16 protein-coding genes and 1 pseudogene are annotated in these 13,270 nt (G+C 64.3%); 9 read left to right on the top strand and 8 right to left on the bottom strand.

The annotated features are described in order from the left end of the window. Positions 1–138 precede the first annotated feature (138 nt). Positions 139–966 carry a proline dehydrogenase family protein gene (locus NDI56_RS06685; protein WP_310918661.1) on the top strand — a complete coding sequence of 276 codons (828 nt, stop codon included), beginning with the start codon at positions 139–141 and terminating at the stop codon, positions 964–966. Here NDI56_RS06685 and NDI56_RS06680 read toward each other — a convergent pair whose 3' ends face one another. Continuing rightward, positions 967–1,689: a helix-turn-helix domain-containing protein gene (locus NDI56_RS06680; RefSeq protein WP_310918660.1), complete on the bottom strand. Its 723-nt coding sequence runs from the start codon at positions 1,687–1,689 to the stop codon at positions 967–969. Between the two features lie 170 nt (positions 1,690–1,859). Here NDI56_RS06680 and NDI56_RS06675 point away from each other — a divergent pair, with 170 nt between their 5' ends. Next, positions 1,860–3,383: an aldehyde dehydrogenase family protein gene (locus NDI56_RS06675; protein WP_310918659.1), complete on the top strand. Its 1,524-nt coding sequence runs from the start codon at positions 1,860–1,862 to the stop codon at positions 3,381–3,383. 149 nt (positions 3,384–3,532) lie between these two features. Here NDI56_RS06675 and NDI56_RS06670 read toward each other — a convergent pair whose 3' ends face one another. From NDI56_RS06670 to NDI56_RS06655, 4 genes and pseudogenes are all read right to left on the bottom strand, one after another. Continuing rightward, a complete protein-coding gene (locus NDI56_RS06670) occupies positions 3,533–3,721 on the bottom strand; it encodes a hypothetical protein (RefSeq protein WP_310918658.1) in 189 nt (62 codons plus the stop codon). 315 nt (positions 3,722–4,036) lie between these two features. Beyond that, positions 4,037–4,414 carry a DUF5518 domain-containing protein gene (locus NDI56_RS06665; protein WP_310918657.1) on the bottom strand — a complete coding sequence of 126 codons (378 nt, stop codon included), beginning with the start codon at positions 4,412–4,414 and terminating at the stop codon, positions 4,037–4,039. 57 nt (positions 4,415–4,471) lie between these two features. Then, positions 4,472–5,107 (bottom strand): annotated as a pseudogene (locus NDI56_RS06660) (IS6 family transposase). A 58-nt stretch (positions 5,108–5,165) separates the two neighbouring features. Further along, positions 5,166–6,212: an NAD(P)/FAD-dependent oxidoreductase gene (locus NDI56_RS06655; RefSeq protein WP_310918656.1), complete on the bottom strand. Its 1,047-nt coding sequence runs from the start codon at positions 6,210–6,212 to the stop codon at positions 5,166–5,168. A 207-nt stretch (positions 6,213–6,419) separates the two neighbouring features. Here NDI56_RS06655 and NDI56_RS06650 point away from each other — a divergent pair, with 207 nt between their 5' ends. From NDI56_RS06650 to NDI56_RS06625, 6 genes are all read left to right on the top strand, one after another. After that, positions 6,420–6,704 carry a DUF357 domain-containing protein gene (locus NDI56_RS06650; protein WP_310918655.1) on the top strand — a complete coding sequence of 95 codons (285 nt, stop codon included), beginning with the start codon at positions 6,420–6,422 and terminating at the stop codon, positions 6,702–6,704. A gap of 72 nt (positions 6,705–6,776) precedes the next feature. After that, positions 6,777–7,052, top strand: coding sequence for an ArsR/SmtB family transcription factor (locus NDI56_RS06645; protein WP_310918654.1), 276 nt, complete (start codon positions 6,777–6,779; stop codon positions 7,050–7,052). A gap of 54 nt (positions 7,053–7,106) precedes the next feature. Further along, positions 7,107–7,412 carry a DUF8036 family membrane protein gene (locus NDI56_RS06640; RefSeq protein ID WP_310918653.1) on the top strand — a complete coding sequence of 102 codons (306 nt, stop codon included), beginning with the start codon at positions 7,107–7,109 and terminating at the stop codon, positions 7,410–7,412. Between the two features lie 165 nt (positions 7,413–7,577). Beyond that, complete coding sequence (locus tag NDI56_RS06635; RefSeq protein ID WP_310918652.1) at positions 7,578–9,635, top strand: DUF7282 domain-containing protein; 2,058 nt, start codon at positions 7,578–7,580, stop codon at positions 9,633–9,635. 144 nt (positions 9,636–9,779) lie between these two features. After that, on the top strand, positions 9,780–10,754 hold the full coding sequence (locus NDI56_RS06630; protein ID WP_310918651.1) for a transcription initiation factor IIB: 975 nt from the start codon (positions 9,780–9,782) through the stop codon (positions 10,752–10,754). A 48-nt stretch (positions 10,755–10,802) separates the two neighbouring features. Beyond that, the gene (locus NDI56_RS06625; RefSeq protein ID WP_310918650.1) at positions 10,803–10,982 is read left to right on the top strand and encodes a DUF7836 family putative zinc-binding protein; all 180 of its coding nucleotides are present in this window, start codon (positions 10,803–10,805) and stop codon (positions 10,980–10,982) included. 4 nt (positions 10,983–10,986) lie between these two features. Here NDI56_RS06625 and NDI56_RS06620 read toward each other — a convergent pair whose 3' ends face one another. Then, positions 10,987–11,397 carry a translation initiation factor IF-2 subunit beta gene (locus tag NDI56_RS06620; protein WP_310918649.1) on the bottom strand — a complete coding sequence of 137 codons (411 nt, stop codon included), beginning with the start codon at positions 11,395–11,397 and terminating at the stop codon, positions 10,987–10,989. Positions 11,398–11,572: 175 nt separating this feature from the next. Here NDI56_RS06620 and NDI56_RS06615 point away from each other — a divergent pair, with 175 nt between their 5' ends. Next, positions 11,573–11,809, top strand: coding sequence for a UPF0058 family protein (locus NDI56_RS06615; protein ID WP_310918648.1), 237 nt, complete (start codon positions 11,573–11,575; stop codon positions 11,807–11,809). A gap of 48 nt (positions 11,810–11,857) precedes the next feature. On the opposite strand, the gene NDI56_RS06610 is transcribed toward NDI56_RS06615, so the two are convergent. Both NDI56_RS06610 and NDI56_RS06605 read right to left on the bottom strand, forming a co-directional pair. Then, complete coding sequence (locus tag NDI56_RS06610) at positions 11,858–12,277, bottom strand: DUF555 domain-containing protein (protein WP_310918647.1); 420 nt, start codon at positions 12,275–12,277, stop codon at positions 11,858–11,860. A gap of 45 nt (positions 12,278–12,322) precedes the next feature. After that, positions 12,323–13,264: a DMT family transporter gene (locus tag NDI56_RS06605; RefSeq protein ID WP_310918646.1), complete on the bottom strand. Its 942-nt coding sequence runs from the start codon at positions 13,262–13,264 to the stop codon at positions 12,323–12,325. Between the last annotated feature and the right edge of the window lie 6 nt (positions 13,265–13,270).

Genomic DNA, 13,270 nt, shown 5'->3' with positions numbered 1-13,270 from the left:
CAATGGTGCCCCTACCATGGTCGGGCGACGGTCGATTCCAGCGGTAGTTCCGGGTTACGAGGGTTAATTCCGCTGTCCAACTGTCAGAATTGTTTGGTAGGGTCCGGTTATAGGGTGGGCTGTCGCCTGTGCAGGTGTATGATACCCCCAATCGCGAGCAACTTCGTGGCCGGCGAAACCGCCTCGGAGGCGCTGGACCACGTCGAGGAACTGAACGCGCGGGGCGTAAAGGGCATCCTGAATCTGCTGGGCGAACACTACGAAGACCGCGCGGACGCCGACGCGGACGCGGACGCGTACGTCGACCTCGCCGCGGGGCTGGCCCGTCGTGACCTCGACGGCTGTCTCTCGGTCAAACCGAGTCAGATCGGTCTGGAAGTGAGCGACCGGGCCTTCGAGGAGAACCTCGCACGCATCGTCGACGCCGCCGACTGCTTCGTCTGGGTCGATATGGAAGACCACGACACGGTCGACGTGACTCTCGACGCCTTCGAGCGCCACGCCCGGGAGACTGACGGTGAAGTCGGGGTCTGTGTCCAGGCCAACCTCAAGCGGACCGGCGAGACACTCGAACGGCTGGCCGACTGTCCGGGGAAGGTCAGACTCGTGAAGGGCGCCTACGACCCGCCGGCCGAGATTGCCTACAAGGAGAAGTCCAAAGTCGACGAGATGTATCGGGAGTATCTGACCGACATGTTCGAAAAGTTCGACGACGGTATCGCCGTCGGGAGTCACGACCCGGCGATGATCGAACTCGCACAGGAGCTCCACGACGAACACGGGACTCCCTTCGAGATTCAGATGCTCACGGGCGTCCGCGAGAGTGCCCAGTTCGAGTTGGCCGACGAATACGAGGTGTACCAGTACATCCCCTACGGGAGCAAGTGGTTCTCCTACTTCTACCGACGTATCCGCGAGCGCAAGGCCAACGCCCTGTTCGCGCTCCGGGCCGTCGTCGGGTCGTAACTACGGGTCCAGCAGTTTCGCTTCGGCTTTTCTGAGATGCTCTAGCAGTGTGGTCTTCGAGACGTCTAGGTCGGCGGCCAGTTCGCGTGTGTCACACATCCGGGGCCACTCGTAGTAGCCCGCTTCGCGTGCGTGCTCGAACACGTCCCGCTGTTTGGCGGTGAGCGTATCCAGTCGCTGGTCGCGCGCGGTCGTGGCGGCGGCCTCGCTCGTGGTGATGGAGTCGACGCTGACCTCCGCGCCGGCCTGGTCGCGAACCCGGTCCAGCGCGTCGTCTATCTGGGACCGCTCGTTCACGAAACAGACCTGCCACTCCTCGCGTCCGTTCTCGATGCGGACGGGCGCGTTGTGGACGAAGCCGTGTTCCAGCAGCGTCGGACACACCATGTCGTCGGGGTCGTACTCGAGGAAGAACTCCCGGACCACGTTCCCGGGGGCGTTGCGCTCGCGACCGAACCGCTCCTGGAGTTCGGAGAGCTCCCCGGAGTGTTCGGAGTCCCGAATCGCGTCCAGCAGGTCGTTTACCGCCGGTTCGTCCTCGGCGAACGCGGTGAACAGCCCCTTGACCTTCCCGCTGTGGTTCCCGTCTGTCTTCGGGGAGGTGTAGATGGAGTGGGCCAAGACGCCACCTGTAGTCTCGCCTGTCGACTTTATCGCCCAGCAGTTCGGATGCCAGAGGTCGAGAGTGAGCCACGTGGTCGTGGTCTGGTCAATGGCCGCCATAGGTACAATACACGTTGTACACATATCCATGTGGTGGTTTACCAACCCTCGCCCGACCATGGTCGGGTGGCCGCCGAAAACCCATCTCTCGTCCCATCAAATGCCCGCTCGCCCGGTGCCCGTCCATGGTCGGACGGGGATTTTGGACTGCTACTTGCGTACGATGACCAATGGCAGAGACGTACCAGCACTACATCGACGGCGAGTGGGTCACAGGCCACGGCACCGAGACGTTCGAGAGCGAGAACCCCGCGACCGGCGACTCCCTTGGCGAGTTCCAGCGGGGCACGCCAGCGGACGTAGACGAGGCCGTCGGAGCGGCCGACGAGGCCTACGAGGAGTGGCGTGAACTCTCTCGAATCGACCGCGCGGAATACCTCTGGGACGTCTACCACGAGCTGCGCGAGCGGACCGACGAGCTGGGGGAGATCGTGACCAGGGAGTGTGGCAAGGAGATAAGCGAGGGGCGGGCCGACGTGGTCGAGGCCGCACACATGGTCGAGTGGGCCGCAGGCGACGCCCGCCATCCCAGCGGCGACATCATCCCGTCGGAGATCGCCGCCAAAGACGCGTACATGCGCCGCAAGCCCCGGGGTGTCACCGGCTGTATCACGCCGTGGAACTTCCCCATCGCCATCCCCTACTGGCACATGGCGGTCGCCCTGGTCGAGGGCAACACCGTCGTCTGGAAGCCCGCCGAGCAGACCCCGTGGTGTGCGCAAATCGTGGCGGAGATGTTCGCCGACGCGGGCATCCCCGACGGCGTGTTCAACATGGTACAGGGCTTCGGCGACGCGGGTGCCGCCATCGTCGACGACGACCGCGTGCCGACGGTTCTCTTTACCGGCTCGGCCGAAGTCGGCCACCAGATAGCCAACTCGGTCGGTGGCGAGTCCGGGAAGCGAGCGGCTTGCGAGATGGGCGGCAAGAACGCCGTCGTCATCACCGAGGAAGCCGACCTGGACATCGCCGTCCACTCGGCCGTGATGTCCTCGTTCAAGACCACCGGCCAGCGCTGTGTCTCTTCGGAGCGCATCATCGTCCACAGGGACGTCTACGACGAGTTCAAGGAGCGGTTCGTCGACGCGGCAAGCAAAGTCGCCGTCGGTGACCCCCTGCAGGAGGACACGTTCATGGGGCCGCTCATCGAAGGCGAGCACAAGGAGAAAGTGACCGAGTACCGCGACCTCGCCCGCGACGAAGGCGTGAACGTCTTCGTCGACCGAACGGAACTGGACGCCGACGAGATTCCGGACGGCCACGCCGACGGCCACTGGGTCGGCCCGTTCGTCTACGAGGCCGACCCCGACGCCGACCTGCGATGTACGCAGGAGGAAGTGTTCGGCCCCCACGTCGCACTGCTCCCGTACGACGGCGACATCGAGCGCGCCGTCGAGATTCAGAACGACACGGACTACGGGCTGGCCGGCGCCATCGTCTCGGAAGACTACCGCCAGATAAACTACTACCGCGACCACGCCGAACTCGGGCTTGCCTACGGCAACCTCCCGTGTATCGGGGCGGAGGTCCAGCTCCCGTTCGGCGGCGTGAAGAAGTCCGGCAACGGCTACCCCTCGGCCCGCGAGATAATCGAGGCCGTCACCGACCGGACCGCCTGGACGCTGAACAACTCCAAGGAGATAGAGATGGCACAGGGGCTGTCGGCGGACATCGTCACCGAGGACGATGACTGAGACCATCACCGTCTGTCCTCGCTGTGAGGAGCGTCTCCAATCCCGGACCGGCGCCCCGGTCTGTGAGGCCTGTGGGTGGGTGGACTGTCGCGGCGCGGACTGACCCGCGCTCGTGCGGTCCGTCCCAGCCAAGGAGACGATTGCGCCGGTTAGCTCGGCATACCGACGCCGCCGCCGAGGATAGCCTCGCAGCTCCCACAGGCAATCACGTACATCTTCTTGATACCGCTAGCCGAGAGCAGTGGCGGCTCTTCTTTCTCTATTTGGATAAACTCGACATCTTTCTCGGCCGTGATTGTCGCCTCACAACCGGGACACGTAGCATGGTTACTATTCATTATTACCCCGCCCCCCAGGCTCCGACGCCGCCACCCAACATTCGGTTACACTGTCCGCAACTCATGATGAAGTAGCTGTCTGACATTGCAAAGTTCTTGGAAAGAAACCCTTCCTCTGCACCTATCTCGGTGAACGTAACGTCTCCGGCGGTCGAGACTGTGTTCCCACAGCCGGGACAATGTGCCATACAGGTGGTAATCAGTTCAGGTATACATTTATTTTTCGTGGTGGTTGCCCGTACTGCCGGCTGTCCGTTCGGTCAAACAGTGCCATTATGGGCTGCAGAGTGTCCGATTGTGTCACCGCCGGCAGCGTCAGATGAGCCCATTGCGCTTCACGTAGTTGCCGAGCGAGCCGCCGATGGCGCTCAGCCCGACGAAGTACACCACGCCGACGACGGACCCGCCGAGCAAGAACACGAGGCCGAGCCCGCCGAGTACCCCAGCTTGTGCACCGGCCGTCCCCGAGACAAACACGCCGAAGACGACCACGAACAGGACGAGAACGACCGCACCGACGACCACACCAAGGACCCCCGAGATAGCACCGACTCGTAGTCCGTCGGAACTGTCCCCGCCCTCCAAGTAGCCGGCGACTGCCCCACCGAAGAGGGGCGAGAAGGGGAGGAAACTCAGGACGATGCTCGCGACGAGGCCGATGACCGCGTTGATGAGGGTATTACCTTCTGCCATCCCTGACTCGTACAGTGGCGATAATGATATATTTCGGGACTCTATCGCGGGTAGTGTTTAGTTTGGAGCATTGTGCCAGCGAGCGAAACTCTGGAGCCAATTTCCGCCTGTTTTCGGTTCGACATGGCTGAAGCAGTTCGAAAACGATGGAGTTCGTCGTTTTAGTTCTCGAGAAATTCGCTCGACAACGTTTCGATTTCCGTGGCGTTCTGTCTGAAATCAGAGCCCCGCTCGTTGCAGTGCAGTTTGGGGGTGTTTAGAGCCATCAACCAGAAACACGGCGGTTTCGACATCGTGCTTTTGCCGAAGTTCGCGGAGGAACATTTCTGTGGGAGCGGTCGTGGTTGTCGCAAACAACCGGACGTGAAGCAGTTCGTTCGTCGCTGTGTCGGCAGCAGCGTACAGCCGGAATTATTCGTTGTTGATTCGAATCACCGTTTCGTCGAGCGCGATCTGATTCGGTGATTTTCCTGATTCGGGCCGTAAATCGGCTTTCTGCACCCAATCAGGGATTGCTTTCCGACTGCGCTGGACATCCAGTGAATCGAGTAATTCGACGGTATTCGACAGCGAAAGCCCCGCAACATGCGATTGAATACCAAGCGCCATCGCAGGCTCGGGTGTCCGCTCGCGCTCCACAAAATCCAAATCAATCAATCCGCTACTAACGCTGAGGTGGCTGATTTCTGGCATGGACACCACGAAATCCGTCCGCCTCACCTTTCACGCTTAACTAAATACCACCCCAGTATCAGTCGTCGGCTTCGGCGGCGGCTTCCGACTCCGCCTCGGTTTCGGGCAGGTCTTCGAGGTACTCGTCGGCGTCGATGGCGGCCTTGCAGCCCATCCCCGCCGCCGTCACGGCCTGCTGGTAGTGGTAGTCGACCACGTCGCCGGCGCCGAAGATACCCTCGACGTCCGTCGCGGTCTGGCCGCCGCCCTTGCCGCCCTTCGCGACGATGTAGCCGGTCTCGTCCAGTTCCACGTCCGTGTCTTCGAGGTAGTCGGTGTTTGGCGTGTGGCCGATGGCGATAAAGACCGCGCCCACGTCGAAGTCGAACTGCTCTGTCTCGTCCTCGTCCAGCTTCTCGCTGGGGTGGCCCGACTCGTTGCGCGCGAGCGTGACGTGGTCGACGCCGTCCTCGGGGGAGCCGTGCATCTCCAGCAGCTCGGTGTTGCGCATGATCTCTATCTCGCCCGACTCGACTTTCTTCTGGACTTTGTCTATCCAGTAGTCCTCGGCGCGGAACTCCTCGCGGCGGTGGGCGATGTAGACGGTGTCGGCGAACTTCGTGAGGAAGTGGGCCTCCTCCATGGCCGCGTCACCGCCGCCGACGACGAGCATGTCCTCGCCGCGGAAGAACGCGCCGTCACAGGTCGCACACGTCGAGACGCCGTAGCCCATCAGCTCGTCCTCGCCGGGCACGCCCAGCGTGCGGGCGCTGGCGCCCGAGGCGGCGATGAACGCGTCACAGGTGTAGACGTCGCCGTTCGAGAGCTCGACGCGGAACGGGCGCTCCTCGCCCGTGACGGACTCGACGACGCCGTGTTCGAGTTCGGAGCCGAACTGCGCGGCCTGCTCTTTCATCTTGTTTATGAGGTCCGGTCCCGACAGCCCCTCGGGGAACCCGGGGTAGTTCTCGACCTCGCTCGTCAGCGTGAGCTGGCCGCCCGGTTCGTCCCCCTCCAGCACGAGGGGGTCGTTGTTGCTCCGTGCCGCGTAGATGGCCGCTGTGAGTCCGGCGATACCGGTTCCCGCGACGATGAGTCGTCGGTGGTCGATAACGTCGTCTGTCATGGGTCCGGGTTGGGTAGGATACGGTTTGTAGGTTGCGCTGTCGTGCTCCAAGCCGGTCACTCCGGCTGACGGCGTCGACCGCCGCGGGGCGACAGGCTTATACTGGTGGCTGTAACTTCGTGGAAATATCCGTCACCCCGGGGTGGCGATATCTTCCACGTGATTACAGCCGACAGTATTAGGCGGCGTCCCTCGTTGCCACACTGTATGCCCGCCGACATCACCGAGAAGACCGACCGCTACGAGGGACTGCTCGCCGAAGCGCTCGACGCCGCCGACATCGCGCCGCCGGAGGGAACGCCGATGCACGACGCCGCCGGAGACTGTGCGGAGATGGCCGCGGCGTATCTGGAGGACGGCCGCCACTTCCGGGACGAGGACGACCTCGTCAACGCGCTCGCGTCGTTCTCCTACGGGCACGCGTGGCTGGACGCGGGCGCACGTATCGGACTGTTCGACGTGCCGACCGAGGGCCACCTGTTCACGCAGTAACGGGTCCGGAACACGCGATTTCCACAGGCCAAGGCGGTGGGCTTACGTAGCCACCCCGAGTTGCCACCGACGATGGAGGCCGTGTTGTGGTACGTCCTGACGAGTACGCGGGGCGGAGCCAACCGTATCCGGATTCTGCGGGCGCTCGACAACAGGCCTCGGAACGCCAACAAACTGGCCGAGGAGCTGGAACTGGACTACAAGACGGTCCGGCACCACCTCGAAGTGCTCGAGGACAACGACATCCTCACCGACAGCGGCGACGACTACGGCGCGGTGTACCTGCCGACGGACCGCGTGCGCAACTACTGGGACACGGTCGAGCAGATTATGGAGGCAGCAGAGTGAGTATGGTCGAATTTGGGAAAGAGTATATGAGCGAAAGCGGGAAACGGAGACACAATGGTCGGCTGGATTGACCTCGCACGCGGGGCGGTCACCCTCAACATCCTCCTGTTAGGGGTGCTCATCTACGTGTGGGGTCGGAACTACTACACCCTCCGCTCGAAACACACGCTCGGACTCCTCCTGTTTGCCGGGCTGTTGCTCGGCGAGAACGCCTTCGCCCTGTACTTCTACTCGCTCGATCCGCTGCTGACCGCGTGGTTCAGCTCCTCCGTGCCGGACCCCGCGTGGCAGGCGATGATCGTCTTGCACGGGTTCGAGACCGTCGCGCTCGTCGTGCTGGCGTGGATTACCTGGGACTGAGTGTCGACACGGATTCCGTACCGACCGCCGCACACAGCGGCGCCACTCGACGACCCGTTCAGTCGGCCCGAACTGAGCACTGGCTGGCAAATCGGGAGCAAATTGGGTGACAGTCCGGCCTCAGTTCGGTAAATGCACTTTAAATAGTGGTTAGCATGAGGATGTATGGGACAACGAATCCTGACAGCACTGATCGCACTCACCGTCGTCACCTCCGGCCTCGCCGGCGTGACCGCGGCCGAGACCGGTACCGAACGGGCACAGCAGGGGGACGCTGCCAGTGTCACGTTCGCGAACCAGACCACCGGCGGCGACACCGTCACCGTCGACTCGGTGACGCTCCCCCAGGGCGGCTACGTCACCGTCCACGACGCGACGCTCGGCGACGACGCCCTCGGTAGCGTCGCGGGCACCTCGCAGTACCTCGAACCGGGCACGTACGAGAACGTCACCGTGACGCTCACCGACGAGGCGAGCGCGGGCACCTACACCGCGATGGCCCACCAGGAGACCGACGGCGACCGAACCTACGAGTTCGTCGCCTCGAACGGTCAGACCGACGGCCCCTACACCGCTGACGGCGGCGCCGTCGTCGACAGCGCCGCGGTGTCGGTGTCGGCCTCCGTCTCGATGGCCGACCAGCCGACCACCGGCGACAGCGTCGTCGTCGACCGCGTCGTCCTGAGCGAGGGCGGCTTCGTGACGGTGCACGACGCCTCCGTCACCGAAGGGGCCGTCTTCGAGAGCATCCGCGGCACCTCGACGTACCTCGAAGCCGGCGTCCACGAGGACGTGCGCGTCGAACTCGACGACTCCGTGACCGAGAACACCACGCTGGTCCCGATGGCCCACCGCGACACCGACGGCGACGAGACCTACACCTTCGATACGAGCGAAGGCGGCGCCGACGGTCCCTACACCGCTGGTGAGGATCCCGTCGTCGACACGGCCGCGGTGACGGTCACCGACACCGCGACGGCGACCATGTCCGACCAGGTCACCGGCGGCAACGCGGTGACGGTCGACTCGGTGTTCGTCCCCGAGGGCGGCTTCGTCACGATTCACGACAGTTCGCTCGACGACGGCGACACCTTCGACAGCGTTCGGGGCACCTCGATGTACCTCGAACCCGGCTACCACACTGACGTGCGGGTCACGCTCGACAGCGCTGTGACGAACGACACGTCGCTCATCGCGATGCCGCACATGGACACCGACGGGGACGAGAGCTACACCTTCGTCGAGAGCAGCGGGGGCGCCGACGGTCCCTACACGAACAGCGCCGGTATCGTCACCGACGCGGCGAACGTGACGGTGTCGGCGTCGGTCAGCATCGCCGACCAGTCCAGCGACGGCACGACCGTCGTCATCGACCGGGTCGACGTGAGCGAGGGCGGCTTCGTGGCCGTCCACGACGCGACGCTGAACGACGGCGCCGTCTTCGACAGCGTCGTCGGCCACTCCGACTACCTCGACGCGGGCGTCCACGAGAACGTCAGCGTGACGCTCGACGAGCGACTCACCAGCGGGCAGACGCTCATCGCGATGCCGCACGTGGACAGTGACGGCGACGAGAGCTACACCTTCGTCGAGAGCGAGGGCGGCGCCGACGGCCCGTACACGGCCACCGGTGATCCCGTCGTCGACGCAGCTAGCGTCACCATCCCCGCGAGCCTCGGCTTCGAGTCCCAGACCACCGACGGCGAGTCGGTGACCGTCGATTCGGTCACGCTTCAGGACGGCGGCTTCGTGACGGTGCACGACGCCTCCGTCACCGAGGGCGCGGTCTTCGAGAGCATCCGGGGCACGTCGATGTACCTCGGCCCGGGCACCCACGAGAACGTCACTGTCACGCTCGACCAGCCCATCAGCGAGGAGACGACCCTCGTCCCGATGGCCCACCGCGACACCGACGGTGACGAGAGCTACAGCTTCCCCGAGAGCGAGGGGAGCGCAGACGGCCCCTACGTCGCTGGCGGGGCGCCCGTCGTGGCCTCCGCGTCCGTGACCGTCCAGACGATGGACGACGGCGACATGGACCAGGACATGGGTGAGGAACAGATGACCGGCGAGCAGATGACCGGCGAACAGATGACCGCCGAATCGATGACCGAGGGCACCGACGTGAACACGACCGGCGGCTCCGGTCCCGGCTTCACCGTTATAGTCGCGCTACTGGCTGTCGTCGCCGCGGCACTGCTGGCCGCTCGCAGCCAGCAGTAGCCCGAGACCGACCGGTCGCCCGCAGTGCGATTCGGTACCACGACCACCGGAACCTTTATATGTTTTTCGGACTAACTAAACGTAAGAGCAAGGCGGTAAGTGCGGTTTGAACATTACGGATAAGGCAAGACGGTCCCCACCATCATGAGTGAATCACCAGTACGCAGCAACACGAGGGAACGAACACAGAACGAGGAGGAAGTCACCGAGGAGACGACCGAAAAGCAGGACGTGTGTCCGGAGTGTGGCGGCAACGTCGCGACGGACACGGAACACGGCGAGACGGTCTGTAAGGACTGCGGACTCGTCATCGAGGAGGACAGCATCGACCGCGGCCCCGAGTGGCGCGCGTTCGACTCGGCGGAGCGCGACCGCAAATCGCGGGTAGGCGCTCCGACGACGAACATGATGCACGACAAGGGCCTCTCGACCAACATCGGCTGGCAGAACAAGGACGCCTACGGGCGCTCCCTGTCCAGCGAGCAGCGCCAGAAGATACAGCGCCTGCGCACGTGGAACGAGCGGTTCCGGACGCGGGACTCCAAGGAGCGCAACCTCAAGCAGGCCCTGGGCGAGATAGACCGCATGGCCTCCGCGCTGGGCCTGCCCCAGAACGTCCGCGAGACGGCCAGCGTCATCTACCGACGGGCGCTGGGCGACGACCTGCTCCCGGGCCGCTCCATCGAGGGCGTGGCGACGTCGGCGCTGTACGCATCCGCCCGGATGGCCGGCAGTCCCCGGAGCCTCGACGAGATGGCCGTGGTCTCCCGGGTCGATAAGATGGAGCTTACTCGGACGTACCGCTACATCGTCCGCGAGCTCAACCTCGAAGTCCAGCCCGCCGACCCCGAGCAGTATCTGCCCCGGTTCGTCTCGGACCTGGAGCTGACCGACGAGACCGAACGCCGGGCCCGCGAACTCATCGAGCGCGCCCGCAAGGGCGGACTGCTCTCGGGCAAATCGCCCGTCGGGCTCGCCGCCGCCGCGGTGTACGCGGCCGCCCTCCTCACCAACGACAAGGTGACCCAGAGCGAGGTCAGCGACGTGGCCAGCATCTCCGAGGTCACCATCCGCAACCGCTACAAGGAACTCCTCGAAGCCGAGGACGTTCCGGCCTGAGCGGCGACGGAAACTTTTTGACACTGCCGGTGCGTGTTAACGTCACACATGGAAGAAGCGTATGTGCGACTGCTCTGCCCCGACTGCTCGAAAGACTGGGAATCGACACCTAGCGACCTCCCCGGCCACGAAACCGTTTATGACTGTCCGAACTGCCACGCGAGCCGACGGCTCGCCGAGTTCACGCGCACGGACCACGACCTGCGGACGCTGAAAGGGCTCCAGTAACCGCCTAGCGGTCGCCACCGGTGCCGGACCGCGCCCCACAGGCCTCACAGCGCAACAGCGTCACGTCGCCCTCCGTCTCCAGTCGCGTATCGGGCAGCCCGCATTCAGGGCAGCGCACGAACCCCTCGATGTAACTCTCGATGGCGTCGCCGATGCGGGCCGCGTCGAAGGAACCGGTTATCCGGGCTCGGCCGCTCTCGTCGATGTGTCCGCTGGTGCCGACCTCCCGCTGGAGGAACTGCAGGAGGTGGTCCGGCGTGCGGTCGAGGCGGTTACACAGCGTCTGGAAGTTCTCGACGACGGTGACGTTCCCCTCCTGTCGCACGTCGGGGTCGGGAACAGTGAGCCGTTCGTCCGTGCCGGTCACGTCGGACGTTTCACTCGCTGCTCTGTCGAGCATGTCGTCGTAGTCCATATCGGACCGTCGTCGGCCAGCCACGAAAAACCTTTCAACGACAGAGGGGTTTCCCTGTCGGGTATCGATTTCGGTGGATACCGGCGCTGTTCCTCACGTTCTATCATGTTGGGGATGTGTGTTAACTACCATCAGGGTAGTACTATAACCCCTCGGTTTCTAGCTTGGGGTGACCATGAAGAAGCAGGAGCTTATTCACCTTCACGGCCTGCTTGCACAAGTACAGAACCACTACGAAGCGGAGTCGGGTTCCGAAGTGGAACACGACGAATACGCGGAACTCGGTGTCAAACCGACATCGATTCACAAGTCGAAGACGGACCACAAGGCCGCCGTCTTCGCTATCGCGAAGGGCATCACCTCTGAGATGACCGCCGACGAGAAAGAGCCGGTTTCTGCCGCCGCGGACTGACACTCGATTTCTCCTACTCCACTAGCGACCCCCGTAGCGATAGCGTTCTCACTCGTCGATGAGGTCCTCGAACTCCGGGAGGATTTCGTCTTCCTCCGCCTCCTCGTCCTCCGTCGTCTCCTCGTCCTCTTCGGGGAGTTGCTCTATCTCCACGATGTCGAGCGGGATGTTAGTGAGGCGCTGACCGATCTCCTTGCGGGCGATACGGGAGGCGTGTTCGTCGCGTTCGACGTTGAACACCGTCATCTCCAGTTCGAGCGCCACGAGGCTCTCGTCGGCCGCGATGAAGGCCGGTTCGAGCGTCTCGTCGCAGTGCGGGCAGTGGCGTTCGCCCATGTTTATCTCGACGTAGTTCAGGTCCGGATTGAGCATCTCGCCAGTCTTCGAGATGGCGATTCGGACGGCCTCGTCGGCCGTCCCCACGTCGTAGACCGGGACAGCGGCCTCGACGACAACTCTGCAGTCCATGGCAGTATGTTCACTGGCCAATACTAAGAAGGTTCGCCCGGCTGACTAATCGGCGTCGACGTGGCCCGTCTGTCTCCGGCCCGGACCGCCCGAAAACGGGTTGGAGAACGACTCGCTCCCGAGTATCGCGAAGCCGGCGAACACGACGAGGAAGCCGACGCCGGCGAGCGGTGAGACGGTCTCGCCGAGCAGCGCCCAGCCACCGAGCGTCGAGACTACCGGGACGACGTAGAAGACCAAGTTCGCCTGCGTCGCCCCGGCGGCGTCGAGCAGGCCGAAGTAGGCCACGTAGGCGATGGCCCCGGCGAAGACACCGACGTAGCCGAGCGCGAGCAACGCCGGGAGACCCCACTGCACCGTCGCGACTGACTCGCCCGCGCCCAGGCTGAGGGCGTGAGAGAGCGCCGCGCCGACCGGCAGCCCCCAGGCGGTGCGGACGGTGCTGTCGAGCGTCCCGTCGCTCCGGCGCACGAGGACGCTCCCCAGCGCACCGGTGACTGCGCCGCCAAAGAGGAGCAGCTTGCCGAGGCCGCCGCTCGCGAACATCGCCGGGTCGGGGTCGACGACCAGCGCGACGCCGACGAGTCCGACGGCCAGACCGACCGCCCCCCGGGTGGACAGCCGTTCGTCGGCGAGCAGGAGGGCCGCGAAGACCGGCGTCAAGATGGGGTTGAGGCTGAAGAGGATAGCACCGACGGCGCTGGTGGCGTCGGCCTGGCCGACGAACAGCAGGGCGTTGGTCAGGCCGAGCGCGACGAGCCCGGTCGCGAGGATGCCGGCCACGTCGCCGCGGGTCCGCGGGACGAGTTCCGACCCGCTGCGCGTCACCAGTACGTAGGCCCCCAGCACCACCGCTGCGACGTCGTACCGCAGCGCAACGAACAGCAACGGCGGGAAGTGGGCCAGGCCGGCCTTCGTCGCCACGAAGGTCCCGCCAAAGAGGACACTCACGACCAGACCGAGCAGGAGGGGCTTACGTGATACCAATACTAT

It is taken from the genome of Halomicroarcula saliterrae (assembly GCF_031624395.1).
GTDB classification, from domain to species: domain Archaea; phylum Halobacteriota; class Halobacteria; order Halobacteriales; family Haloarculaceae; genus Haloarcula; species Haloarcula saliterrae.
The sequence above is the reverse complement of the archived record's forward strand: the minus strand, read 5'-3'. Positions and strand labels throughout refer to the sequence as shown.

What these genes read in the sequence shown, in the direction of transcription:
- NDI56_RS06670 (WP_310918658.1), bottom strand. Translation starts at nt 3,721, where the DNA reads ATGAATAGTAACCATGCTACGTGTCCCGGTTGTGAGGCGACAATCACG.
- NDI56_RS06620 (WP_310918649.1), bottom strand. Translation starts at nt 11,397, where the DNA reads ATGGACTACGACGACATGCTCGACAGAGCAGCGAGTGAAACGTCCGAC.
- NDI56_RS06645 (WP_310918654.1), top strand. Translation starts at nt 6,777, where the DNA reads ATGGAGGCCGTGTTGTGGTACGTCCTGACGAGTACGCGGGGCGGAGCC.
- NDI56_RS06685 (WP_310918661.1), top strand. Translation starts at nt 139, where the DNA reads ATGATACCCCCAATCGCGAGCAACTTCGTGGCCGGCGAAACCGCCTCG.
- NDI56_RS06640 (WP_310918653.1), top strand. Translation starts at nt 7,107, where the DNA reads ATGGTCGGCTGGATTGACCTCGCACGCGGGGCGGTCACCCTCAACATC.
- NDI56_RS06655 (WP_310918656.1), bottom strand. Translation starts at nt 6,212, where the DNA reads ATGACAGACGACGTTATCGACCACCGACGACTCATCGTCGCGGGAACC.
- NDI56_RS06610 (WP_310918647.1), bottom strand. Translation starts at nt 12,277, where the DNA reads ATGGACTGCAGAGTTGTCGTCGAGGCCGCTGTCCCGGTCTACGACGTG.
- NDI56_RS06630 (WP_310918651.1), top strand. Translation starts at nt 9,780, where the DNA reads ATGAGTGAATCACCAGTACGCAGCAACACGAGGGAACGAACACAGAAC.
- NDI56_RS06625 (WP_310918650.1), top strand. Translation starts at nt 10,803, where the DNA reads ATGGAAGAAGCGTATGTGCGACTGCTCTGCCCCGACTGCTCGAAAGAC.
- NDI56_RS06615 (WP_310918648.1), top strand. Translation starts at nt 11,573, where the DNA reads ATGAAGAAGCAGGAGCTTATTCACCTTCACGGCCTGCTTGCACAAGTA.
- NDI56_RS06650 (WP_310918655.1), top strand. Translation starts at nt 6,420, where the DNA reads ATGCCCGCCGACATCACCGAGAAGACCGACCGCTACGAGGGACTGCTC.
- NDI56_RS06675 (WP_310918659.1), top strand. Translation starts at nt 1,860, where the DNA reads ATGGCAGAGACGTACCAGCACTACATCGACGGCGAGTGGGTCACAGGC.
- NDI56_RS06680 (WP_310918660.1), bottom strand. Translation starts at nt 1,689, where the DNA reads ATGGCGGCCATTGACCAGACCACGACCACGTGGCTCACTCTCGACCTC.
- NDI56_RS06635 (WP_310918652.1), top strand. Translation starts at nt 7,578, where the DNA reads ATGGGACAACGAATCCTGACAGCACTGATCGCACTCACCGTCGTCACC.
- NDI56_RS06665 (WP_310918657.1), bottom strand. Translation starts at nt 4,414, where the DNA reads ATGGCAGAAGGTAATACCCTCATCAACGCGGTCATCGGCCTCGTCGCG.